The 21,099-nt window shown below is 69.5% G+C and carries 16 protein-coding genes; 7 read left to right on the top strand and 9 right to left on the bottom strand.

Features of this window, described 5'->3' with window-relative positions; all coding sequences use genetic code 11:
• Genes ACFXI3_RS37060 through ACFXI3_RS37030 form a run of 7 tightly spaced genes read left to right on the top strand, consistent with a single transcriptional unit; the run spans position 1 to position 7,602 of the window.
• Positions 1 to 1,023 (top strand): NAD(P)-dependent oxidoreductase, encoded by a 1,023-nt coding sequence (locus tag ACFXI3_RS37060; RefSeq protein WP_344269891.1) that lies wholly within the window; start codon positions 1 to 3, stop codon positions 1,021 to 1,023.
• A complete protein-coding gene (locus tag ACFXI3_RS37055; protein WP_344269888.1) occupies positions 1,023 to 2,288 on the top strand; it encodes a DUF4910 domain-containing protein in 1,266 nt (421 codons plus the stop codon). Before ACFXI3_RS37060 ends, ACFXI3_RS37055 begins: the two co-directional genes overlap by 1 nt.
• 40 nt (positions 2,289 to 2,328) lie before the next feature.
• Positions 2,329 to 3,621, top strand: coding sequence for a hypothetical protein (locus tag ACFXI3_RS37050; protein ID WP_344270717.1), 1,293 nt, complete (start codon positions 2,329 to 2,331; stop codon positions 3,619 to 3,621).
• The gene (locus ACFXI3_RS37045) at positions 3,618 to 4,571 is read left to right on the top strand and encodes a glycosyltransferase family 2 protein (protein ID WP_378405971.1); all 954 of its coding nucleotides are present in this window, start codon (positions 3,618 to 3,620) and stop codon (positions 4,569 to 4,571) included. The genes ACFXI3_RS37050 and ACFXI3_RS37045 overlap by 4 nt, the downstream gene beginning before the upstream one ends.
• Positions 4,568 to 5,749 carry a polysaccharide pyruvyl transferase family protein gene (locus ACFXI3_RS37040; protein ID WP_378405969.1) on the top strand — a complete coding sequence of 394 codons (1,182 nt, stop codon included), beginning with the start codon at positions 4,568 to 4,570 and terminating at the stop codon, positions 5,747 to 5,749. The genes ACFXI3_RS37045 and ACFXI3_RS37040 overlap by 4 nt, the downstream gene beginning before the upstream one ends.
• Positions 5,746 to 6,285, top strand: coding sequence for a dTDP-4-dehydrorhamnose 3,5-epimerase family protein (locus ACFXI3_RS37035; protein WP_344269881.1), 540 nt, complete (start codon positions 5,746 to 5,748; stop codon positions 6,283 to 6,285). Before ACFXI3_RS37040 ends, ACFXI3_RS37035 begins: the two co-directional genes overlap by 4 nt.
• A 6-nt stretch (positions 6,286 to 6,291) precedes the next feature.
• Complete coding sequence (locus ACFXI3_RS37030; RefSeq protein ID WP_378405967.1) at positions 6,292 to 7,602, top strand: glutamate-1-semialdehyde 2,1-aminomutase; 1,311 nt, start codon at positions 6,292 to 6,294, stop codon at positions 7,600 to 7,602.
• Here ACFXI3_RS37030 and ACFXI3_RS37025 read toward each other — a convergent pair.
• Genes ACFXI3_RS37025 through ACFXI3_RS36985 form a run of 9 tightly spaced genes read right to left on the bottom strand, consistent with a single transcriptional unit; the run spans position 7,599 to position 21,040 of the window.
• Complete coding sequence (locus ACFXI3_RS37025; protein ID WP_344269875.1) at positions 7,599 to 8,237, bottom strand: phosphatase PAP2 family protein; 639 nt, start codon at positions 8,235 to 8,237, stop codon at positions 7,599 to 7,601. The genes ACFXI3_RS37030 and ACFXI3_RS37025 overlap by 4 nt on opposite strands.
• 8 nt (positions 8,238 to 8,245) lie before the next feature.
• Complete coding sequence (locus tag ACFXI3_RS37020) at positions 8,246 to 9,415, bottom strand: glycosyltransferase family 4 protein (RefSeq protein WP_378405965.1); 1,170 nt, start codon at positions 9,413 to 9,415, stop codon at positions 8,246 to 8,248.
• Positions 9,412 to 10,620 (bottom strand): O-antigen ligase family protein, encoded by a 1,209-nt coding sequence (locus tag ACFXI3_RS37015; protein ID WP_378405963.1) that lies wholly within the window; start codon positions 10,618 to 10,620, stop codon positions 9,412 to 9,414. Before ACFXI3_RS37015 ends, ACFXI3_RS37020 begins: the two co-directional genes overlap by 4 nt.
• 1 nt (position 10,621) lies before the next feature.
• Entirely contained in the window at positions 10,622 to 12,151 is a 1,530-nt protein-coding gene (locus tag ACFXI3_RS37010) for a right-handed parallel beta-helix repeat-containing protein (RefSeq protein ID WP_378405984.1), read from the bottom strand.
• Positions 12,148 to 14,028 (bottom strand): alginate lyase family protein, encoded by a 1,881-nt coding sequence (locus ACFXI3_RS37005; protein ID WP_378405961.1) that lies wholly within the window; start codon positions 14,026 to 14,028, stop codon positions 12,148 to 12,150. Before ACFXI3_RS37005 ends, ACFXI3_RS37010 begins: the two co-directional genes overlap by 4 nt.
• Complete coding sequence (locus ACFXI3_RS37000) at positions 14,028 to 16,193, bottom strand: bi-domain-containing oxidoreductase (RefSeq protein ID WP_378405959.1); 2,166 nt, start codon at positions 16,191 to 16,193, stop codon at positions 14,028 to 14,030. The genes ACFXI3_RS37005 and ACFXI3_RS37000 overlap by 1 nt, the downstream gene beginning before the upstream one ends.
• The gene (gene asnB, locus ACFXI3_RS36995) at positions 16,190 to 18,094 is read right to left on the bottom strand and encodes an asparagine synthase (glutamine-hydrolyzing) (RefSeq protein ID WP_378405957.1); all 1,905 of its coding nucleotides are present in this window, start codon (positions 18,092 to 18,094) and stop codon (positions 16,190 to 16,192) included. The genes ACFXI3_RS37000 and asnB overlap by 4 nt, the downstream gene beginning before the upstream one ends.
• 13 nt (positions 18,095 to 18,107) lie before the next feature.
• Positions 18,108 to 19,700 carry a Wzz/FepE/Etk N-terminal domain-containing protein gene (locus ACFXI3_RS36990; protein WP_344269854.1) on the bottom strand — a complete coding sequence of 531 codons (1,593 nt, stop codon included), beginning with the start codon at positions 19,698 to 19,700 and terminating at the stop codon, positions 18,108 to 18,110.
• The gene (locus tag ACFXI3_RS36985; protein WP_378405955.1) at positions 19,697 to 21,040 is read right to left on the bottom strand and encodes an exopolysaccharide biosynthesis protein; all 1,344 of its coding nucleotides are present in this window, start codon (positions 21,038 to 21,040) and stop codon (positions 19,697 to 19,699) included. Before ACFXI3_RS36985 ends, ACFXI3_RS36990 begins: the two co-directional genes overlap by 4 nt.
• Between the last annotated feature and the right edge of the window lie 59 nt (positions 21,041 to 21,099).

Raw genomic sequence — 21,099 nt, 5'->3', positions numbered from 1 at the left:
ATGCGCGTGCTGCTCACGGGGCACACGGGATATCTGGGCACGGTGATGGCGCCGGTGCTCGCCGCGGCGGGACACGAGGTCATCGGCCTCGACTCGGGCTTGTTCGCCGCTTGTGTGCTCGGCCCGGCCCCGCAGGACCCGGTCGGGCTGGCCGTCGACCTGCGGGACGTGAAAGCTCAGCACCTGCAGGGTTTCGACGCGGTGATCCACCTCGCCGCGCTGTCCAACGACCCGCTCGGCTCGCTCGCGCCCGAACTGACCTACGACATCAACCACCACGCGTCGGTCAAGCTCGCGCAGCTCGCGAAAGACGCCGGGGTCTCCCGGTTCCTCTACGCCTCGACCTGCTCTGTCTACGGCGCTTCCGGCGGCAGCGGCCTGGTCGACGAGGACGCGCCGCTGCGGCCGGTCACGCCGTACGCGGAGTCGAAGGTCCGGGTGGAGGACGAGGTTTCGAAACTGGCCGACGAAGGCTTCACGCCGGTGTACATGCGCAACGCCACCGCGTTCGGCTTCTCGCCGCGGCTGCGCGCCGACATCGTGCTGAACAACCTGGTCGGCCACGCTTACCTGTCCGGCGAGGTCCTCGTGCTCTCCGACGGGACGCCGTGGCGGCCGCTGGTGCACGCCGACGACATCGCCCACGCCTTCACCGCCGCCCTCGAAGCGCCGCGCGAAGCCGTGCACAACCAGGCGTTCAACATCGGCACCGAGCGCAACAACGTGACGGTCGCCGAGATCGCCGAAGAGGTCGTCGCGGTGGTGCCCGGTTCCAAGCTGCGGATCACCGGCGAGGCCGGGGCCGACCCGCGCTCCTACCGCGTCGATTTCTCCCGGTTCCGCGAGGCGGTCCCGTCCTTCGACTGCAAGTGGGGCGTGAAAGACGGGGCGCTGCAACTGTTCGACGCCTACCGCCGCAACAGCCTCACCCAGGAACAGTTCCAGCGCCGCTTCACCCGGCTGAACTGGTTGAGCGACCGGCAGGCCGCCGGCGCGGTCGACGCCACCCTGCGGCACGCCTGATGCGCACGGGGCCCGAGATGCACGCTCTGGTGGAACGGTTGTACCCGTTCTGCCGGAGCATCACCGGCGACGGCGTACGGCAGACCCTTGCCGTCATCGGCGAGCACCTCCCGCTCGACCGGTACGAGGTGCCCAGCGGCACCGAGGTGCTGGACTGGACCGTGCCCGCGGAGTGGAACATCCGCGACGCCTTCGTCGCGGATTCCTCCGGGCGGCGGGTGATCGACTTCCGGAAGTCGAACCTGCACGTGGTCGGCTACAGCGTCCCGGTCGACCGGGTGGTCAGCCTGACCGAACTGCGCACGCACCTGCACACGCTGCCGGAGCAGCCGTCGTTGATCCCGTACCGCACCAGTTACTACTCCCCCACCTGGGGGTTTTGCCTCGCCCAGGACGTGCTCGACACGCTGCCCGAAGGCGATTACCACGTCAAAATCGACTCGACGCTCGCCGACGGACACCTCACCTACGCCGAGCACGTCGTGCCGGGCGAGGTGTCCGACGAGGTGCTCGTCTCGTGCCACCTCTGCCATCCCTCGCTGGCCAACGACAACCTCGCCGGCATCGCGGTCGCCGTCGCGCTCGCGCAGGCGCTGGCCGAGGAGAAGCCGTACTACACCTACCGCTTCCTGTTCATGCCCGGCACGATCGGCGCGATCACCTGGCTGGCGCGCAATTCCGAACGCATCGAGCAGGTCAAGCACGGCGTCGTGCTGGCCTGCGCCGGCGATCGGGGCTCGCTGACCTACAAGCGCAGCCGGCGCGGGGACGCCGATATCGACCGCGTCTTCGCGCACATCCTCAAGGACAAACCGCACGAGATCCGCGATTTCTCCCCGTACGGCTACGACGAGCGCCAGTTCTGCTCCCCCGGCTTCAACCTCGGCGTCGGTTCGCTCACGCGCACGCCGTACGCGGGCTACCCGGAGTACCACACCTCGGCGGACAACCCGTCTTTCGTCGACCCGGACTCGATGGCCGACACCCTCGACACACTGCGGACAGCGTTTTCCGTGCTGGACCGCAACCGGCGCTACGTGAACCTCAGCCCGTACGGCGAACCGCAGCTCGGCAAGCGCGGACTGTACGACTCGCTCGGCGGGCGCAGCGACGCGAAACAAGCCCAGCTGGCCATGCTGTGGGTGCTCAGCCTCTCCGACGGCGACCACAGCCTCCTCGACATCGCCGAACGGGCGGACCTGCCGTTCGGTGCCGTAGCCGCGGCGGCCGATGCCCTCCAGGCCGCCGGACTGCTGAAGGAGTGAGGCCGTGCCGTCGATCCTGCGTTCGCGAGCCGTCCGCGCGATGGCGGGACGGCTCAGCTGGGGCCTTGGGGACCAGGCCGTTTCGAGCCTGACCAACTTCGTGGTCGGGCTCTACGTCGCGCGCTCGCTCGGCGCGACGGCGTTCGGCCTGTTCAGCATCGCGTGGGTGACGTACGGCGTCATTCTCAACATCTCGCGCGGCCTCGCCACCGACCCGCTGATGGTGCGCTTCTCCGGCGTCGCCAGGGCGAGCTGGCGGACCGCGGTGGGCCAGGCGGTCGGGACCGCTCTCGTAGTGGGTGTCGCTTCCGGGTTGGTGAGTGTCCTTTTCGGACTCGTGGTCGGCGGTTCGCTCGGGGCCGCGTTCGTCGCGCTCGGGGTGGTGCTGCCGTTCCTGCTGGTGCAGGACGCCTGGCGGTTCGGGTTCTTCGCACAGGGCACTGGGCACAAGGCGTTCCTCAACGACGGGATCCAAGCCGTCGCGTTGTTCCCGGCGCTGGTTTTGGCCGCGCGCTACGACACAGTGGTCGCGTTCCTGCTGGCCTGGGGCTGTTCAGCCGGGGTCGCCGCCGCGTTCGGCTGGGTCCAGACGAGCGTGCTGCCGCGGCTCGGCGGCGTGCGCGCGTGGCTGCGGGATCACCGCGACCTTGGCGTGCGGTACCTCGTGGAGAACGTCAGCAACAGCGGTTCGTCGCAGCTGCGGGCGTACGGGCTGGGCGCGATTTCCGGGCTGGCCGCGGTCGGCACGGTGCGCGGCGCGGAACAGCTGCTCGGGCCGTTTCTCGCGCTGCTCATGGGACTTTCCCTCGTCACTGTCGCCGAGGGGGCGCGGGTGCTCCGGCAGTCGCCGCATCGGTTGTGGCACTTCTGCGTGGTGCTCGGCGCCGCACAGGCGGCCGCTGCCTTGATCTGGGGACTCGGACTGTGGTTCTTCGTTCCCGAAGACGCCGGACGCTTCGTGCTCGGCTCGCTGTGGGACAGCTCGTCGCTGCTGGTCCCGGCGGTCACGATGGCGGTCGTCGGCGCGAGCTTCACCACCGGCGCGACGGCCGGGCTCCGCGCGCTCGGGATGGCGCGGCGGAGCTTGCGGTCCCAGCTGATCGCGTCCGCCTGCTACGTCGTGTTCGGCCTGATCGGGGCCGGGCTCGGCGGTGCGGCCGGCTCGGAGTGGGGCGTCGCGGCCGCCACGCTCACCGGTTCGGCCGTGTGGTGGTGGCAGCTGCGCAGCGCGCTGCGCGACCACTTCGCGGCGGTGCCGGAGTTTCCCGCCGCGTCAGGTTCATTCAGCCAAGCAGAACTCCATTCGGCTTCCGAGGAGATGAAACCGGCATGAGCACGGCGCCCCGGCTGACCATCGGTCTGCCCGTCTACAACGGAGAGGAATTCCTCAGCGAAGCACTCGACGCGCTGCTCGGGCAGACCTACGAGGACTTCGAACTGATCATCTCCGACAACGCGTCGCAGGACGGCACGGAAGAGATCGCCCGGAAGTACGCGCAGGAGGACTCGCGGATCCGGTACCTGCGCCAGCAGCGCAACATCGGCGCGACCCCGAACCACAACATCCTGCTCGACCAGGCGCGCGGCGAGCTGTTCAAGTGGGCGTCGCACGACGATCTCTACGGCCGGGACCTGCTGGCGAAGTGCGTCGAAGCGCTCGACGCGCGGCCGGAGATGATCCTCGCGCACTCGCACCAGGCGATCATCGACGAGAACGGCGCGGTGACGGTGCCGCTGGATTACCGGCACAAGACGGATGCGCCGCGACCGTCGGTGCGGTTCAAGAGCCTGCTGTTCGAGCCGGGCGGCGACGATTTCTACGGCGTAATGCGCACGGCGGTGCTGCGTCGCGTCACCCCAATGGACAGCTACCACCACGCGGATCGCACCTACGTGGCGGAGCTGGCGCTGCACGGGCCGTTCTATCAAGTGCCTGAGCTGCTGTATTTCCGGCGCGACCACCCGGACCGGGCCGAGCGCGCGAACCCGAGCAAGCGCTCCCGGTGCGCGAACCTCGATCCGAAGCGCGGCAACGCGATCTTGAACCCGACCGCTCGGCTGCTCGCCGAGTACGTCTGGGGTTTCGTGCACGGGATCCGCTCCGCGCCGCTGTCGTCCGGCGAACGCCGCGCCTGCTACCTCGCGCTGGTGGAATGGTTCGCCAGCCGGGCCCGGCCCGGCGGAGGCGGGGAACGCGTCGAGGACCGGGCTCCGGTGCACGCGGCCGAGCTCAACCTCACTGTCGACCGCGTGGTCGCCGGGCGCGAACGGCGGGTGCCGTGACCGTTCGGGTCGGGGTCTTCGGACTTCTCGGTTCAGGCAACCTCGGCAACGACGGCTCGCTGGAGGCGGTACTCGGCTTCCTGCGGGCTGAACATCCGTACGCGAAGGTGTCCGCGTTCTGTGGTGGGGCGGACACCATTCGCGCGCGGTACGGGATCCCCGCGGTGCGGCTGAACTGGTACAGCGGCGAGTACCGGCACGCGTCCGGGCTGCGGTCGATCGCGACCAAGGCCCTCGGGAAGGTCGTCGACGTCTTCCGCACGGCCTGGTGGGTGCGGCGGCAGAACGTGGTGATCGTTCCCGGGATGGGCGTGCTGGAGGCGACGCTTCCGTTGCGGCCGTGGGGATTCCCGTACGCGCTGTTCCTGCTTTCGCTGTGCGGACGGCTGGGTCGCACGAAGGTCGCGCTGGTGAGTGTCGGAGCTGATCGGATCCGGGTGCCAGCGACGCGGTTTCTGGTGCGGTATGCGTCCCAGCTCGCGGCCTATCGGTCCTTCCGCGATGAACTCTCGCGTTCGGCGATGGCGGACATGGGCGTGCGGGTCACGAATGACCGCGTTTATCCCGATCTTGCTTTCGCCTTGCCGACTCCGGCCGCGATCGAGAATCCGCGGGCGGTGGGCATCGGCGTGATGGCGTATTACGGCAGCAACGACGATCGTGCGCGCGGCGACGAGATTTACCGGGCGTACGTGGACGCGATGACCGAATTCGTGCGGTATCTGGTCCGCCAGGAGCGTCCGGTCCGGCTCTTCATCGGGGATCGGATGGACCTCGAAGTGGTGGATGAGATCGTCGAAACGGTCGACTCGCCGCTGCTCTCCGCGGCCGTTCCCGGCACCCTCGACGAGCTGATGCGCTCGATGGCCGAAGTGGGCACAGTCGTAGCCACGCGGTACCACAATGTGTTGTGCGCCTTGAAGGTTGGGAGGCCGACGGTCGCGATCGGATACGCGAAGAAGAACGACGTGCTGATGGCCGAAATGGGGCTCGGCGAGTTTTGCCAGGAGGCCCGCGCGGTCGACGTGCCGCGGCTGATCAAACAGTTCGAGGAATTGCAGCGGCGAGCGCCGGAGCTCAAGGCGGAACTCGCCGCCCGCAACGAGGAATGCACCCAGCAGTTGAAGGACCAGTTCACCCTGTTGTCGAGGTCGCTCATTCCCGTGGAGGTGTCGTGAAAGCCGTTCCCGTGCCGTCGATTTCCGGCGTGTGGCTGTTCCGGCCGACGCCGCACCGAGACGATCGCGGCTTCTTCTCGCGGACCTTCGACGCCGAGGTCGCCCGGTCGGCCGGCATCGATCCGGACGGATTCGCGCAGGACAGCGTGTCCCGCTCGGTCCGCGGCGTGGTGCGCGGGATGCACCTGCGGTCCGGGGCCGGCGAGGCGAAACTGGTGCGCTGCTCGTTCGGCGAGGTGTTCGACGTCGTGGTCGACCTGCGCCGGGACTCGCCGACTTTTCTTTCCAGGGAAACGTTTCACCTCTCCGGCGACACCCAGGAGAGCATCTACATCCCGGCCGGATGCGCACACGGTTTCCAGGCGCTCAGCGACGTCGCCGACGTGTCGTACCGGATCGACCGCGCGCACGACCCGTCCGAGGACGTCGCCATCGCGCACGACGACCCGGAGCTCGCCATCCCGTGGCCGCTGCCCGCGGCTTTGCTGTCCGAACGCGACGCGTCGGCCCCTTCACTGGCCGATGCCTTGAGGTGACCCGTCATGGACCTGCCACTCTCCCGAATCGCGAACGAACGCCTGCATCGCGCTATCCCCGGCGGTGCGCACACCTACGCCAAAGGCGAGGACCAATACCCCGAACATCTCGCACCAGTCATTTCGCACGGCCGCGGCGCGTACGTCTGGGACGTCGACGGCAACCGCTACCTCGAGTACGGCTCCGGCCTGCGCGCGGTCAGCCTCGGTCACGCGCATCCACGCGTGACCGCCGCCGTGCGCGACGTGCTGGAACGGGGCAACAACTTCGTCCGACCGTCCATTGTGGAGCTTGAAGCGGCGGAGCAGTTCCTGGCGACGGTGCCGACCGCGGACATGGTGAAGTTCGCGAAGAACGGCTCCGACGCGACGACCGCCGCCGTCCGGCTCGCCCGCGCCGCTACGGGACGGCCGCTGGTCGCCCAATGCGCCGACCACGCGTTCTTCTCCACCGACGACTGGTTCATCGGCACGACCCCGATGTCGGCCGGGATTCCCGCCGCGACCATGGCGATGACCGTGCCCTTCCCGTACGGCGACCTCCCGGCGACCGAGCAAATGCTGCGCCAGTTCGGCGGGCAGGTGGCGTGCCTGATCCTGGAGCCGACCAAGGGCGTGGCTCCGCCGGACGGCTATCTCGCCGGACTGCTCGACCTCGCGCATCAGCACGGCGCGCTGGTGATCTTCGACGAGATGATCACCGGATTCCGGTACTCCGAGCACGGCGCGCAGGGCTTGTACGGCGTGACGCCGGATCTCTCGACGTTCGGCAAAGCGCTCGGCAACGGCTTCGCGGTCTCCGCGCTGGCCGGTCGACGGGATCTGATGGAACTGGGCGGCCTGCGCGATTCGCGGGACCGGGTGTTCCTGCTGTCGACGACCCACGGCGCGGAGACCCCGTCGCTGGCCGCGGCAATGGCGGTGATGGACGCCTACGCGGCGGAGGACGTGACTGCTCGGCTGCATGCGCTCGGTGCCCGGCTGGCTGCTGGTGTGACCGAGGTGGCGGCCGCGCACGGGGTCGGCGAGCAAGTGCTGGTGCGGGGGCGGTACAGCAATTTGGTGTTCGCGACCCTCGACGGGGATGGTCAGCCGTCGCAGGAGTACCGGACGCTGTTCCTGCGGTGCCTGCTGGAGAACGGGATTCTTGGGCCGTCCTTTGTGGTCAGTGCGGCGATGACGGAAGAGGACATCGACCGGACTGTGGAGGCGGTCGCTTCGGCGTGCGTGGTGTACCGGAAGGCGCTTGAGGCTGGAGATCCGTCGCCGTGGCTGGGCGGGCGGCCGGTGAAGCCGGTGTTTCGCCGGAAGGCTTAGCGGTCGGCGATCCGGTCGATCCAGTACCCCGTGACCGGCACGATCGCCAGCGCGGCCGCGAAGCCGCCGATCGTGTCGGTCGGGTAGTGCGCGCCTAGCCCGACCTCGGCCCAGGCCATCAGGAAGCCAGCCACCAACGCGAGACCCAGCAGCCACGCCACCGCAGCGAACCGGCTTAACCGGCCGGCCAGGACGTAAGCGCCGGTCAGTGCCAAGGCGGTCGCGAAGGCGGTGTGGCCGCTGGGGAACGACAGGTAACTGCCGTGAATAGTCCGGCCGGTCAGCGGTTTCAGCACCGAGGTCACCCCGACCGTGAGGCTGCAGCCGACCACGGCCAGTACCGCCGTTCGCGGGCGGTGGGTCAGCAGGCAGCCGCCGATGACCAGGAGCAGGATCAGCACCGCGCCCAAGGGTTCGCCGCAGAAGTCGATCGCGGTCGCGAAGTACCACCATGGGTCGGGAATGAGGTCCGGGCCGGGCAGGAGCGGGGCGTCGAACGCGCTCGGCACCGAGTGTCCGGCGAAGCGGACGCCCAGCGCGATCAGCGCCACGAGCCCGAGCACGGCCAGGACCAGCGACGGCGTGCGCAGAACGATCGGAAGCGCCAGGGGCGAGGTCTTCAGTCGGTCGCGCACACCGTCCTTCATACCGCTGAAATCGCTTCCTCGTAGCCGTCGAGCAGCCGTTTCAGCCCGACTTCCGGAGTGAAGTCCGCGTCGTACCGCTGCCGCGCGGCCTCGCCCATCTTCTGGTTCAGCTCGGCGTCGGCCACCTCGCACAAAGCTGAGGCCAGCGCCGCCGCGTCGCCGGGAGTGTGCAGCAAGCCGGTGACGCCGTCGGTGACCAGCTCCTCGAACGCACCGTGCGCGGGCGCGACCGTCGGCACCCCGGCGGCCATCGCCTCCACCACCACGAGACCGAATGCCTCAAGCCACGTGGACGGCACCACGACCGCCGCCGCGCGGGCGATCAGTTCCTGGCACGAAGCCCGGTCCTGGAGCCCGACGTACGACACGTTGTCCCGACCGGCAGCCCAAGCCGCGACGTCGTCGGACAGCGGCCCGGTCCCGGCGATCAGCAACGGCAGCTTCCCGGAGTACTGCTCCCACGCCGCTTTGAGCAGCGGGATGCCTTTCTCCTCGGTGAGCCGTCCCAGGAACAGGAGGTGCTCGCCTTCGCCGACGCGACGCCGTCCCTCGTCCGGGACGAAGTTGTGCTTCACGGTCATCCGCGCGGCTGGCATCCCCGCGTCCACGAGCAAGCGGCGCTGGGCGTCGGAAATGCAGAAGAACCGCGTCACGCCGGTCCGCCAGCGGTCACGGTTGACCAGCAGATTCACCGCTATCGGCACAGTCGCGGCGGCCGAATCGCGGTAGCAGCCGTGCCGGACCGCGGGGACGGGCAGGCCGCCGACGCAATCGGTGCAGATCCGGCCGTCGCGGTAGAGCGTGCCGGGCGGGCAGACGAGGCCGTAGTTGTGCAGCGTCGCGACCACCGGCACGCGCGCGTCGGCGCACGCGGCCAGCACCGACGGGGACAGCAGCGGGAAGGTGTTGTGGACGTGCACGACGTCCGGCCGCTCGACCTCCAGGCGTGCCCGCAGCTCTGTCCGCGACGCTCGGTTCCACGGCACTTGCAGCGGCACCAACGCCTTGCGTGCCAACGGCATCGAGGCGATGTCGTCACTGTGCCGCTCGAACCGCTGGACATCGATCCCGGCCGAGGACAGCAGTGCGACCTCGGCGTCGACCACGTTGTTCTCGCCGCTCGGCTGCTCGGACCGATAGCGGTTGTGCACCACCAGAACCTTCACGCCAGCCTCTCCCTCGCTGGAGCCTCGCCCGCGGCCAGCAACGACGCCGCCACCGCCAGATGCAGCAGATACGGCGACGCGTCGCCGAGCCCGGCCTCGGTGTAGGACGCGGAAATCACGTAAGCGATCAGGAAAATCGCGGACGCCCTCGCCACCGACGGCGGCCGCAGCACCGCGATCGCGACCAGCACCAGCAGCATCGCGGCGACGATCCCGATCCCGACGAAGCCCTGCTCGTGGTAGATCGCGAGCCAGCTGTTGTCGATCGGCAGGCCGTCGTAGGACTTGTCGGTGAGGCCGACGCCGAAGATGTACTCGAATCCGGTCCGCGGCGCGGACAGCAGCGCGTCCCACACCTTCGCGCGGCCGGTCAGGCTGGAGAAATCGTCGGTGCTCTGCCCGCGCAGGAACCACGCCTGCAGCAGGCCGCCCAGCACCACCGCGGCGAAGCCGGCCACGAGCACGATCCCGGCGAACACCTTCCGCGCCCGCGCGCTGACCAGCCCCAGCGACAGCAGCGCGACGATCAGCCCGGCGACGAGCCCGAGCGTCGCGGTGCGGGTGTGCGTGAGCAGCAGCAGCCCGAGCGACGGCACGACGACGATCAACGCGCTCTTGGCGTCCGTCTTCTTGCCGAGCCACATCAGCACCGCGAGCCCGGCGATGACCGCCGCGTACTGCCCGACCTGCGGCGGCGTCAGCGGCCACACCGCCCCGGAAAGCCGGCCGCCGTAGATGTCCGGCATCGCCTTGCCCGGCGCGATCGCCAGGCCGAGCACGACCGAGGCCAGCACCGCGCCGAACATCCGGATGTGCGCCCGCACGAACGCGAACGACCCGTCCCACCAGCCGCTGAGCAGCCAGAGCGTCGCGACGAACACCGAGAACCGGAAGCACCGGAACAGCGAGCCGTACCCGGATTCCAGGTGCACGCTGGCCACGATGCTCGTGAGCAGCAAGAAGGTCAGGAGCAGCAGATACGCGCTCGGCCGGATCCGGATCCGCAGGTTCAGCACCAGCGCGAGCAGGAACGCGGTCATCAGCGCGCCCATGGTGACCAGCTGGATCACCGTGCGCGGCAACGGGATCACCGTCTGCGCGCCGGTCGAGCCGAGCGTGTTGAGGACGAGCAACGCCCAGGCCGCGCCGACCGCTTTCGGCGCCGATTTCGTTACGGCGGGCAGCGTGGCGGTCAATTCGGCCATGTCAGCCCCCGTTCGGCTTGTAGCTCGAATTCGCGTCCTGGTGGTACGGCGCGCTCTGCCATTCGCCGATGCCGACGATGTTGCTCATTTCCTTGGCGACGAACGTCCACGGACCGGCGTACGCGTTGTCGTGCCAGGAATTGTCCTGCTGGAACGTGATCGCCTGCTGGATCACCGCGCCCTGGTACGGCGACCAGTTCGGATAGCTGCCGAAATTGGACAGCACGCCCATCCGGCCGCACACCTCCTCGCAGCCGAGCGCCTTCGAGTTGAGGGTGAACTGGTTGTGCTGCACCACGACCCGCTGGGTCTTCCATCGGCAGTCGCTGTACAGCGGTTTCTTCGCGATCGCCGGCGCGGAACAGGTCGCGACGTTCGGCACGAGCTTCGTGCACGAGCCGCTGGAGGTGTTGGCCGGGCTGTTGCAGAACCGGTCGGCGTTCTCCCACAGGATGATGCCGTTCCAGTTGTCCTGCAGCACGTTTCCGGAGATTTCGAGATTGCTCGTGCGGGCCTTCAGCCGCGGTTCGCCGCCGGACTCGGAAACGTAGATCGTGGCGGCCGGGAACGGGTCGCCGCGGTCGGCATGCGCACGGCCGTCGAGCAGGTTGTTGCGGCGGATCGTGTTGTTGCGGATGATCGCGTTGTAGCTGGTTTCGTAAATGATCGCGGCACTGTCGTTGTTCTCGATCAGGTTGCCCTCGATCAGGAAATCGTTGTTGTTCGTGTCGGCCCACAACCCGGTGCCGCGGTTGTCGTGCACCCAGTTGCCGACGACGTCCGCGCCGTCCACCGCCCAGAACTTCATGCCGCCGGTGCAGCCGCACTCCGGGACCTTGGACTCCCAGTTCCCGGTGTTGTTGCCGGTGATCTCGGTTCCGCGCAGCACCAGCCCGGTCACCACGGCGTTGCCGGAGTAGGCGTTCAGGCCGTACTGGCCGTTGCGCCGCAGGCAGCTGTCGAGGATCTGCTGCTTGGGCCCGGCCATCAGCCCGGCCCCGTCGTTGTCCTGCACGGTCAGGTGCTGGATGACCCAGCCCGGGCCCGAATCGTGGTTGACCACGCCCTCGTCGCGCGGCGCGGTGAAGCCCTGCACGGTGAACGATTCGAGCCGGACGTCCTTGGCCGGGCCGGCGAAGGCGTACCGGTTCTTCTTGCGCCCGTCGAACACCGCGCCGGGAGCGCCGAGGTAGACGTCGCCGTCCTTGGGCTGCACCTGGGCGTACTCGTCGTCGGTGAGCCGGTGCGTGCCGGGCGCGAGCCAGAACGTGGTGCCCGCCGGGGAGTTCTTCGTCTTGGCCGACAAGTCGTCCACCACAGCCGGATCCACCTGGACGGCCCCGGCCGGCGCGGTCGCCGGGCCGGGCGGCACGTGATCGCAGACCGCGGCGACCGGGCCCTGCGGCGTAGTCGATCCGGTGACCGGAGCTGGCGCGGCTCCGGACGAGCTGCACGAAGCCAGGGCGAGCGGGAGCAACGCTCCCAGCAGCGGCACCAAAATCCTTCGCACGGTGGATCCTCTCGACATCAGGGCAGGCGGAGCACGGTGGTCAGCGGCCCGGTGACGGGACCGGAGCCGACGAGCGTCGTGGCGGGTTCGCGGCGGCCGAAGCCGGGCGAATACCAGCCCAGCGGCGGATTCGTCTCGCCTCGGTGCGCGGTCCAGGCGAGTTGCGGCGGCAGTTCCAGCGTCGCGGTGCGGCCGGGCCAGGTGAGCTGCGCGGTGTTTCCGTCCAGCTCGGCCGACAGCAGCGGCCCGAGGTGGAAGGCGAGTTTGGCGGGTCCGCCGCCGGTTACCTCGTCGACCACGGTCAGCGTCCGGCCGGACAGCTCGACGGTGCGGCGGTGCAGCGCCGGGGCGTAACCGTCGTGTTCGGCCTGCCATTGGGTGGGCGTCGCGGCGAGGGTGCGCGAGTTGGCGTGCCGCGTCCACAGGAACGGGCCGCCGGAAGTCGACTGGTCGACCCCGCCGAACTGCAGCGTGTTGTGGCCGAGCGTGGAGCGGAAGTACGCCCGCCACTCGGGTTCGCCGTGGTAGCAGTACGTTCCCGGGTCGGCGAGGATGTCAACGCCGTCGTGCCGGACCTCAATGGACAACGCGTCGGCGTGCGCGTGCGCGGCGATGGCGAGGAAGCCGTGTGGACCGCTGTCGCAGCGACACCAGATCTCCGGGCCGTTGTCGCTGCGCAGAATGGTCATGCCCGCGTCGGAGAAGACCGGGCGCTCGCGGGAGTTGTCCAGCTGCGGAACTCGGGAGCGCAGCGCTGCGAACAACGCCGTGCGCACGTCGTCGTCGGGCAGCTTCGGCCACCACTCCGCGCGGCCGAACAGCGCGTCGCCGGTGGCGAGCAGCGAATGCCAGCGGTCCGTCTCCGGTCCGTCCACGATCAGGCCGAAGCCGTCGTCGGCGTCGCCTTGGCGCGGCGGGCGTCCGGCACAGTCCACAATGGCCGCGAGGGCGTCGCACATCGCTCGCAGTTCCAGCCAGGTCGAGCGCGGCAGTCGCGGTCCGGCCTCCAGCGCGGCGGCGAGGCCCAGCTCCAGCACGAGACCGTGGTACTCCGTGGCCAGCTCGCGGTTCAAGCCGGAGGTGAAGGTGTTGGCCCGTAAATGCGAGTCCAGCGAGCGAATCGCGTCGGATCGCCAGCCGGCGGACTCCGGGTACCAGTCGAACGCGCACGACGCCGCCAGCTGCCCGGCAGCCTCGGCGAGGACGTGGTTGTTGGCCGAAGTGCCCCGGCTCGGGAACGCCGCCAGCCACCGCTGGTGGTGCCAGATCTGCCGCAACGCCTCGGGGTTGTCCTCGAACAGCCCGGGCGCGCCGGACCAGCCGTCCAGCAGCCGGCGCACCCACACCCACGACAGCAGCCGGATCCCCAGCTCGATCCCGCTCAGCCAGTGCACGCCGCGCATCGGCGGATTGGCCGCCCACCACGACTTCAGGTGATCAGCCACGCGGTGCGCGTAACGATCGTCGCCGGTCACCTGGTACGCCGCGGCCAGCACGGTCAGGTGCTGATGCCGCGAGGGTTCCCAGATCTGCTTGATGTCGCCGATCGCGTTCTCGTCGCGGTACGGGATCTCGAAGGAATACCGGTCCCCCGGCGCGCGACGGCGGGTCTTCGGATCGAACGCCCAATCCGGCGCGACGAGGTCGTCCCGTGCGACGCCGAAATACTCGGCGTGCCCGTCCATCAGCCGATCCGCTGCCGCGACCAGCCTTTCCCGGCCGGTCGCGGGCACCTCCGGCTCGGCGGGCCAGGCCGGGAACGTCCGGGTCGCCGCCCAGGTCGGCTGCCGCTGGGATTCGCCGCGCCAGCGCTGCTTGCGCACGACGTCGCCGACCCGGCCGACGATCTCCGCCGGCCCCATCGCGGACAGCCGGCGCAGGTACCAGGACGGGTCCATCACCGCTCCAACCGCACCGGCGCGCCGGTCTCCAGGCTCCGGTGCACGGCCAGCGTCGCCAGCGTCGTGGACACGAGCGAGTCGAGGCTGATCGGCATCGCGACGCCGGTCTTCAGCGCGGTGATGAACGTGTCCAGTTCGGCCTGCTGGCCCTTGTCGCGGGCCTTCGGCAGCCGCGAACTGGTCCAGCGCTTGCGCCCGAACACCGAGGCGCGGACGAAATCGTCGAATTTCAGCACTTTCCCGTCGGCGAGCACCTCAAGCGTTTCCTTGGGGAACGCGGTGCTGCCGCTGGTGATGTAGCTGATCGACGCCGTCGAGCCGTCGGCGTAGCGCAGCAGCACCTGCAGGTCGTGGTTTCCGGGGGTGCCGGTGGCGTACACCGAAACCGGGTCGCTGCCGAGGAACCAGCTGACCGTGTCGATGAAGTGCCCGCCCTCGCCGACAAACCGGCTGCCCTCGGAATCGGCCTGGTTGTACCAGCTGTTCGCGTCGAGGCGGCCCGCGTTGACCAGGTACCGCACCGAAGCCGGGCCGACCCGCGGGCCGAACTGGTTCTTGGCCTCGACCAGCAGCGGCGCGAACCGCCGGTTGAACCCGACCTGCAGCCGGTCGTTGCCCGATTCCGCGACCGCGTCCACGATGCCGCGCAGTTCCTTCTCCGACAACGCGAGCGGCTTCTCCACGAAGACCGCCTTACCCGCCAGGAGCGCCCGCCGCGTCAGCTCAGCGTGCGAACTGTGCCTGGTCACCACGAAGACCGTGCTGACCTGGTCGTCCTCCAGCAACGCGTCGACGTCGGTGCTCGCGGAGACGAAACCGAACTTGCGCTTCGCGTTGGTCCCGGAGAGCGCGGAGGTGGTGACGACGTCGGTGAGCAGCACGCGTTCGTCCCCGGCCAGGTGCGGCAGGATCATCGACGACGCGTAGTTGCCCGCACCGATGAACCCGATCCGCAAGTCCCGCAACGGGTCCGGCCGCTTGTCGACGGCCGGGGCCGCCGGAACCGTGGACACCACGCTTTCGTCCTCGGCAGGCGGCGCGTCCGGGTAGCGGAACAGCACCGCGACCGCCTTCAGCTCGCCCTCGTTGAGCGCCCGGTAGGTCTCGACCGCTTTCGCGAAGTCCGCGGTGTGGCTGATCAGCGGCGACACGTCGAGTTTGCCCCGCGCGGCCAGGTCGAGGAAGCACTCGAGGTTGCGCCGTTCCGTCCAGCGCACATAGCCGATCGGGTAGTCCCGGCCCTCCAGCTCGTAGGACGGGTCGTAACGGCCGGGCCCGTAGGAGCGGGAGAACCGGACGTCGAGTTCCTTTTCGTAGTAAGCGTTCCACGGCAGGTTCAGCGAGATCTTGCCGATGTCCACCACCCGGCCGCGGTCGCGCGCGAGCCGCGCGGCCAGCTCCACCGGATCGTTCGACGCCCCGCCCGCGGCGAGATACACCTGGTCGACGCCGTGTCCGCCGGACAGCTCGGCCACCGCCTGGTCGATCTCGCCGGACGCCGGATGCCCGCAGGCCAGCGCGCCCAGCTCCCGCGCTAGTTCGCAGCGCTGCGCGTCCGGGTCCACGCCGACGACGCGCGCGCCGGTCGCCACCAGCAACTGCACCACCAGCTGCCCGATCAGGCCGAGCCCGATCACCAGCGCGAGGTCGCCGAGCTGCGGTTCGCCGCGCCGGACGCCCTGCATCGCGATCGCGCCGACCGTCGCGAACGCCGCCTGCCGCGGCGAAAGCCCGGCCGGCACCTTCGCGTACAGATTCTTCGGCACCCAGTTCAGCTCGCTGTGCAGCGCGTGCTCGTTCCCGGCGCACGCCACGAGGTCGCCGACCACGACGTCGTCGATGCCCTCGCCGACCTGCTCGACCACGCCGCACAGCGAATAGCCCAGCGGCGTATAGGAATCGAGCTTCCCGGACACCTTCCGATACGTCGCGGCGAGGCCGTTCGTCGCGACGCTCTGCATGACCTTCGCGACCTGGTCCGGCCGCGACCGGGCCTTGCCCAGCAACGACATTCCCGCCTCGGACACCTTCATCATCTCGGTGCCGGTCGAGATCAGCGAGTACTGGCTGCGGACCAGCACGCCGCCCGGTTTGCACGCCGGCACCGGGACGTCGAGCAGGGCCAGCTCGCCGCTCTTGTAGTTCTGCACTACCTGTTTCACTGGACTCCTAGCCGCTCGCCGCGGAGGGCCCCGCGGTACCAGTACTCGAGGGTCAGCACGTGCCAAAGATGTTTCGCGCGGTCCTCGCGCCCGGCGGCGTCCTCGGCCACCAGCTTGCGCAAGGCGTCGCGCTGCAGGAAACCGGACTCGACCAGGACGCCGTCCTCGATGACCTCGCGCACCAGCGGCGCGAGATCCCGGCTCATCCACGCCCGCAGCGGAGCGCTGAACAGGCCCTTCGGCCGGTACACGATTTCGTCGGGCAGGATCGCGGTGGCTGCCTTCTTCAACGCCACCTTGCCTTGGCGTCCGGCGATCTTCTCCCGGCCCGGCACTCGGAACGCGGCCCGGACCACTTCAATGTCCACAAAGGGCGTTCGCACCTCGGTGGACACGGCCATGGTGGACCGGTCGGTGTAGGTGAGATTCAAGCCCGGCAGGAACATTCGCGCGTCGGCGAGGCACATCCGGTTGACCTGGTCGGTCAGCTTCGTGTCGTAGTAGATGTCCGCGTGTTCGGTGAGTACATCGTCCACTTCGGACTGAAGATCCGGCGAGACCAGGTCGAGCAGCTCGGCCCGGTCGTACATGGTGTAGCTGCGCCGGAACGCCGTTTCCTCCGGAAGGTCCGCAAAGGACAGAAACCGCTTCGCGAACCGCACCGACCGGTAACCGCGCGTGGACGACGCGACCGGCAGCCGGTCGACCGCCGCCCCGATCGCCCGGCGGGCCACGCCCGGCACCCGCCGATACCGCAACGCGAGCAGGTTCGCCAAATGCTTCCGGTACCCGGCGAACAGCTCGTCCGCGCCCATCCCGGACAGCAGCACCTTCACGCCGGCCTCGCGGGCGGCCGAGCAGATCAGGTACGAGTTGATCGCCGCCGGGTCGCCGATCGGCTCGTCCAGGTGGTGGGTCATCCGCGGCAGCAGATCCTGGACGTCCGGCGCGATCTCGATCTCGTGCAGGTCCACGCCGAACTGGCGGGCGACGATCCGGGCGTAGCGCAGGTCGTCCGGCATTGCCTCGAATTTCGCGTCCTCCGGACGGAAACCGATCGTGTAAGCCGAAATCCCCGGCTGCTCGCGCGCGGCCAGCGCGGTGAGGTAGCTGGAGTCGAGGCCGCCGGAGAGGAAGGTCGCCACCGGGACGTCGGACAGCAGGTGCTTGCGGGTGGAATCCTCGACGACCGCGTGCAGGTCGACCTCGCCGCGATACTCCGCGCCTTCCTCGGCGACTTCGCGCAGCGACCAGTAAGCGCCGGTGTCCGTGCTGCCGTCCGGCCGGAACCGCAGCCAAGTGCCCGGCGACAGTTTCTCCGCCTCGCGGTAAGCGCACCGGCTGTCCGGGACCCAGTAGTAGAGCAGCGACGCGATCATCGCGGCCTGGTCCACGTTCAAGGTGTCGCCGAGTTCGCGAGCCAGCGCCTTCAGCTCCGACGCGAACACGACCCCGCCGCCGCGACGCACGAAGAACAGCGGCTTGATGCCCAACTGGTCCCGCACGAGCACCAGCTCACCGGTGCGTTCGTCGTACACCGCGAAGGCGAACATCCCGCGCAGCCGCGGCAGGCAGTCCGTTCCCCACTCCCGCCAGGCCCGCAGCAGCACCTCGGTGTCGGAGGTGCCGCGGAAGCGGACCCCGGCGGCTTCGAGTTCGGCCCGCAGCTCCGGCGCGTTGTACAGCTCGCCGTTGTAGGTCAGGGCAAGGCCCTCGGCCGTCATCGGCTGCGCGCCGGTTTCCGACAGGTCCACGATGGACAGCCGACGATGTCCTAAGTGGACTTCCCGGTGGTCGTAGCGGCCGTCGCCGTCCGGCCCCCGGTGCGCGAGGCACTGGGTGAGCCGGTCGGTGAGCGGGCCGCCGTCCGGCCAGCTGTACGCGCCCGCGATGCCGCACATGCGCTTGGTCCCCCTAGCTTTCCTGTACGGGTTTGAGCCGCCTCGTCGGTGCGTCCGGATCCACCGGCGAGGGCGGACGAGTCCGGTCGAGCGGACGGCGCCTGCGCTCGGTGTCGCGTTTCCCCGGCCATTCGATCGGCTTGGTTTCCTCGCGCAGTTCCAGCTCGACCGCGTCTTCCTGTTTCTTCGCGACCACGGCCGCCCGCCCGCGCAACGCCGTGTGCAGCCCGTCCCAGAGCGTGCCGTCGGTGCGGTCCTTCGGATCCGGATCGACCAGCACCACGCCCAGAATCGGGACGCCGCAGTCGGCGAGCTGCCGCGCGACGGTGTGCAGCCACTGCGTGTTCGCGAACCCGGCGCGCACCACCAGCACCGCCTCCGCGCCGAGCGCCGACAGATCGGTCCACGCCGTGCCCGGAGCGGCCGTGCCGACCCCGACCCGCCGCACCGCGCGCGCCACCGCCGGGTCGCCAGCCTCGACGACCTGGACGTTTCCTTCCACCGGCAGCCGCGACACTTCCTTGCCCGGCAGGTCGTCCACGAGCACCACCGGGCCGTCCTCGGCCAGCGAACGACCGAGTTCCACCGCCAGCTCCGCCGCGGTCGAGGCCGCACCGATTTCCAGCAGCGACAGCGAAGCCCGGTCCTCCCGCGCCGCCCGCGCGAGCGTGAGCGCGACCCGGCTGGATTCAGTAACCGCCTTCGAGCGCCGCCACAGCTTCGCCGGGCCGATCGGCTTCACGCCCACCTGCGCGATGACCGACGCCCCGAGGTGCTGCGAAATTTCGCGACGCAAGACCGGCCGGTCCCGGACCAACGCGGACACCGCGGCGAAAGCGAGCCCGAGCGCGAGACCCAAGGCCAGCCCGACGCCGCCGTCCGTGCCATAGGTCTTCAGCTTCGACACCGGCTGGACCGCCGGCGCGTCCACGATCTGCGTCCCGGCGATGACTTCCGGCGACCCGATCCCGGCCTGCTGCGCCTGGTTCTGCAAATCGGCGATCTTCGACACCAGGTTCGCGCGCTGCGTGTACAGCTGCTCCAGCGCGCCAGCGTTGGAATTGCGCCCCTTCGCGACCTCAGCCGCGGCCTGGTTGTCGATGTCCGCCAACTGCGCCTGCGACTGATCCCGCTGCTGCAGCAAAGCCTTCGAGCGACCGGTCGCCGCGGCTTGGGTACGCGCCGTGTGGTCGGCGATGAACGCGTCCGCGAGCGCCTTCGCCTTCGCGACCGCCTCGTCCTTCGTCTTCCCCTTGACCGTCACCTGCATGACGTTGTTGGTAAGGCCGAGCCCGGCGTAGTCCTTCAGGAAATCCGACGGCGATTCGGTGTTGTTGATCCGTTTCAGCGCGGCGGCCGCCATGTTCGCCGTCGAAAGCACGGCGACGTCGGTGCGCATCAGCGTGCCGCTGTCGGTCGGCGAATCGTCCGGGTGGATCACCATGATCTTCGTGACCGCGGTAGGCGGCGCGGGCAGCAGGATCGCCACCGCACAGCCGAGAATCAGCCCGGCCAGCGCGGTCGTCAGCCAGAACCGCCGCTTGCGCCGCAGCGCGACCACCAGCCGCTGAAGATCCACCAGCGGCTGGGCCTGCCCGGCGCTCATCGCGCACCAGCCAGTTCATCGGTCCGGGGTTTGGCGACCGGCTTCTGCTTCGGTCCGCCGGCGACGTGCACTTCCCGCGCCAGCACGGCGCCGAGAATTTCGTGCCCCGAGTCCGCGCAAGCCTCCGCGATCGAAACCAGTTCCCACGCGTTGCGCGAGCCGAGCGAGATCACCACGAGCACCCCTGCCGTTCCGTCCGGCACGATCGGCTGCGCCCCGGGTACCACCTCGATTTCGGTCACCGTGACCTCGACGCGGATGCGGTCGCCGCGAGCCGTGCCGGCGAACTGCTCCGCGACGTTCCGTGCCGAGGCGTCCCCGCTCGGAACCAGAATGAGCAGCCGCAACACTCCGTCGCGATCCGCACCCAGCCGCGCGAGCACGCGGCGGTACCGCACCTCCCGGGCCGCGTCGTCCGCGGACGCCGGCACCTCGGGCAGATTCCACGGCCGGTCGTTCCCGACGGCCTTCCGCCACCACTTCGCCGGCGCGTGCGAGGTCGCCGGAGTGTCGATGCTCGCCAGCACCGGAGCGCCCAGTGCCGAGCCGATTTCGCCTTCGCTGCGCGGCCTCCGGTCGGTCCGCGCGCCGAACAGATAGGCCAGGATCCCGAGCACGAAGAACAGCACCGCGCCGCCGACCGTCAACTGCAGGAAGGTTGGTGCGGACGGCGAGGACGGCCGTTCGGACGGGCCGAGCACGACCATGTTGCCCGCGCCGGTCGCCGCGTCCGCCGCGTTGAGGTTGTTGACCGCCTGCTCCAGCGCGGTCCGCAAGCCCTGCAGCGTCGTGCGCGCCTGCACGCCCTCGACGGTGTCGCCGTTCGCCACGGACTTCGACAGGTCGAGGATCCGCTGGTTGGTCTGCACGATCTGCTGGCGCAGCGATTCCTTCTGCTGTTGCGCGAGTTGCGCGGCCTGGTCCGCGGAATTTCCGAGCAATTGCGTCGAATACTTCACGAACTCGCCCGCGACCTGGTCGGCCAGCTGCTGCGAGCGCTCCGGAGTGGAGCCTTTCGCGGTAATCGTCACGACATTGCCCTGCGCCACGGACGCGGCGACCGATTTCTGCAGATCCGTCCCGCGGACCCCGAGCCCCAGCGCCGCGGACGCCCGGTCGAGCACCACCGAACTCGTCGCCACCTGCGCTTCGGTCAGCAGCTCGTCCGGCTGCCTTGGTCCCTGCAGCAACACGCTGGACTGCGCCTCGTATCCCGGCGACAGCACCGCGGAAGCCCCGGCCCCGGCACCCGCGCCGATGACCGCGAGCAGCAGCAACGCTCGCCATCGCCGGCGCACCACCTTCCCCACGACAGAGAGGCGTACTGTTTCGTCACTCAAAACCAGGTCTCCCCTCACGGGCCGACGCACGGGTCATTGACCCCGTCGCGGCACCGCAC

This window comes from Amycolatopsis sp. NPDC059235, assembly GCF_042754125.1.
Taxonomy (GTDB): Bacteria; Actinomycetota; Actinomycetes; order Mycobacteriales; family Pseudonocardiaceae; genus Amycolatopsis; species Amycolatopsis albidoflava.
This window is presented reverse-complemented; position numbering and strand designations above follow the sequence as displayed.

Bases quoted from the DNA above. Each gene is read 5' to 3' on its own strand.
- ACFXI3_RS37015 (WP_378405963.1), bottom strand. From the start codon at position 10,620: ATGGCCGAATTGACCGCCACGCTGCCCGCCGTAACGAAATCGGCGCCG.
- ACFXI3_RS37055 (WP_344269888.1), top strand. From the start codon at position 1,023: ATGCGCACGGGGCCCGAGATGCACGCTCTGGTGGAACGGTTGTACCCG.
- ACFXI3_RS37060 (WP_344269891.1), top strand. From the start codon at position 1: ATGCGCGTGCTGCTCACGGGGCACACGGGATATCTGGGCACGGTGATG.
- ACFXI3_RS37045 (WP_378405971.1), top strand. From the start codon at position 3,618: ATGAGCACGGCGCCCCGGCTGACCATCGGTCTGCCCGTCTACAACGGA.
- ACFXI3_RS36990 (WP_344269854.1), bottom strand. From the start codon at position 19,700: ATGAGCGCCGGGCAGGCCCAGCCGCTGGTGGATCTTCAGCGGCTGGTG.
- ACFXI3_RS37005 (WP_378405961.1), bottom strand. From the start codon at position 14,028: ATGGACCCGTCCTGGTACCTGCGCCGGCTGTCCGCGATGGGGCCGGCG.
- asnB (WP_378405957.1), bottom strand. From the start codon at position 18,094: ATGTGCGGCATCGCGGGCGCGTACAGCTGGCCGGACGGCGGCCCGCTC.
- ACFXI3_RS37030 (WP_378405967.1), top strand. From the start codon at position 6,292: ATGGACCTGCCACTCTCCCGAATCGCGAACGAACGCCTGCATCGCGCT.
- ACFXI3_RS37050 (WP_344270717.1), top strand. From the start codon at position 2,329: ATGGCGGGACGGCTCAGCTGGGGCCTTGGGGACCAGGCCGTTTCGAGC.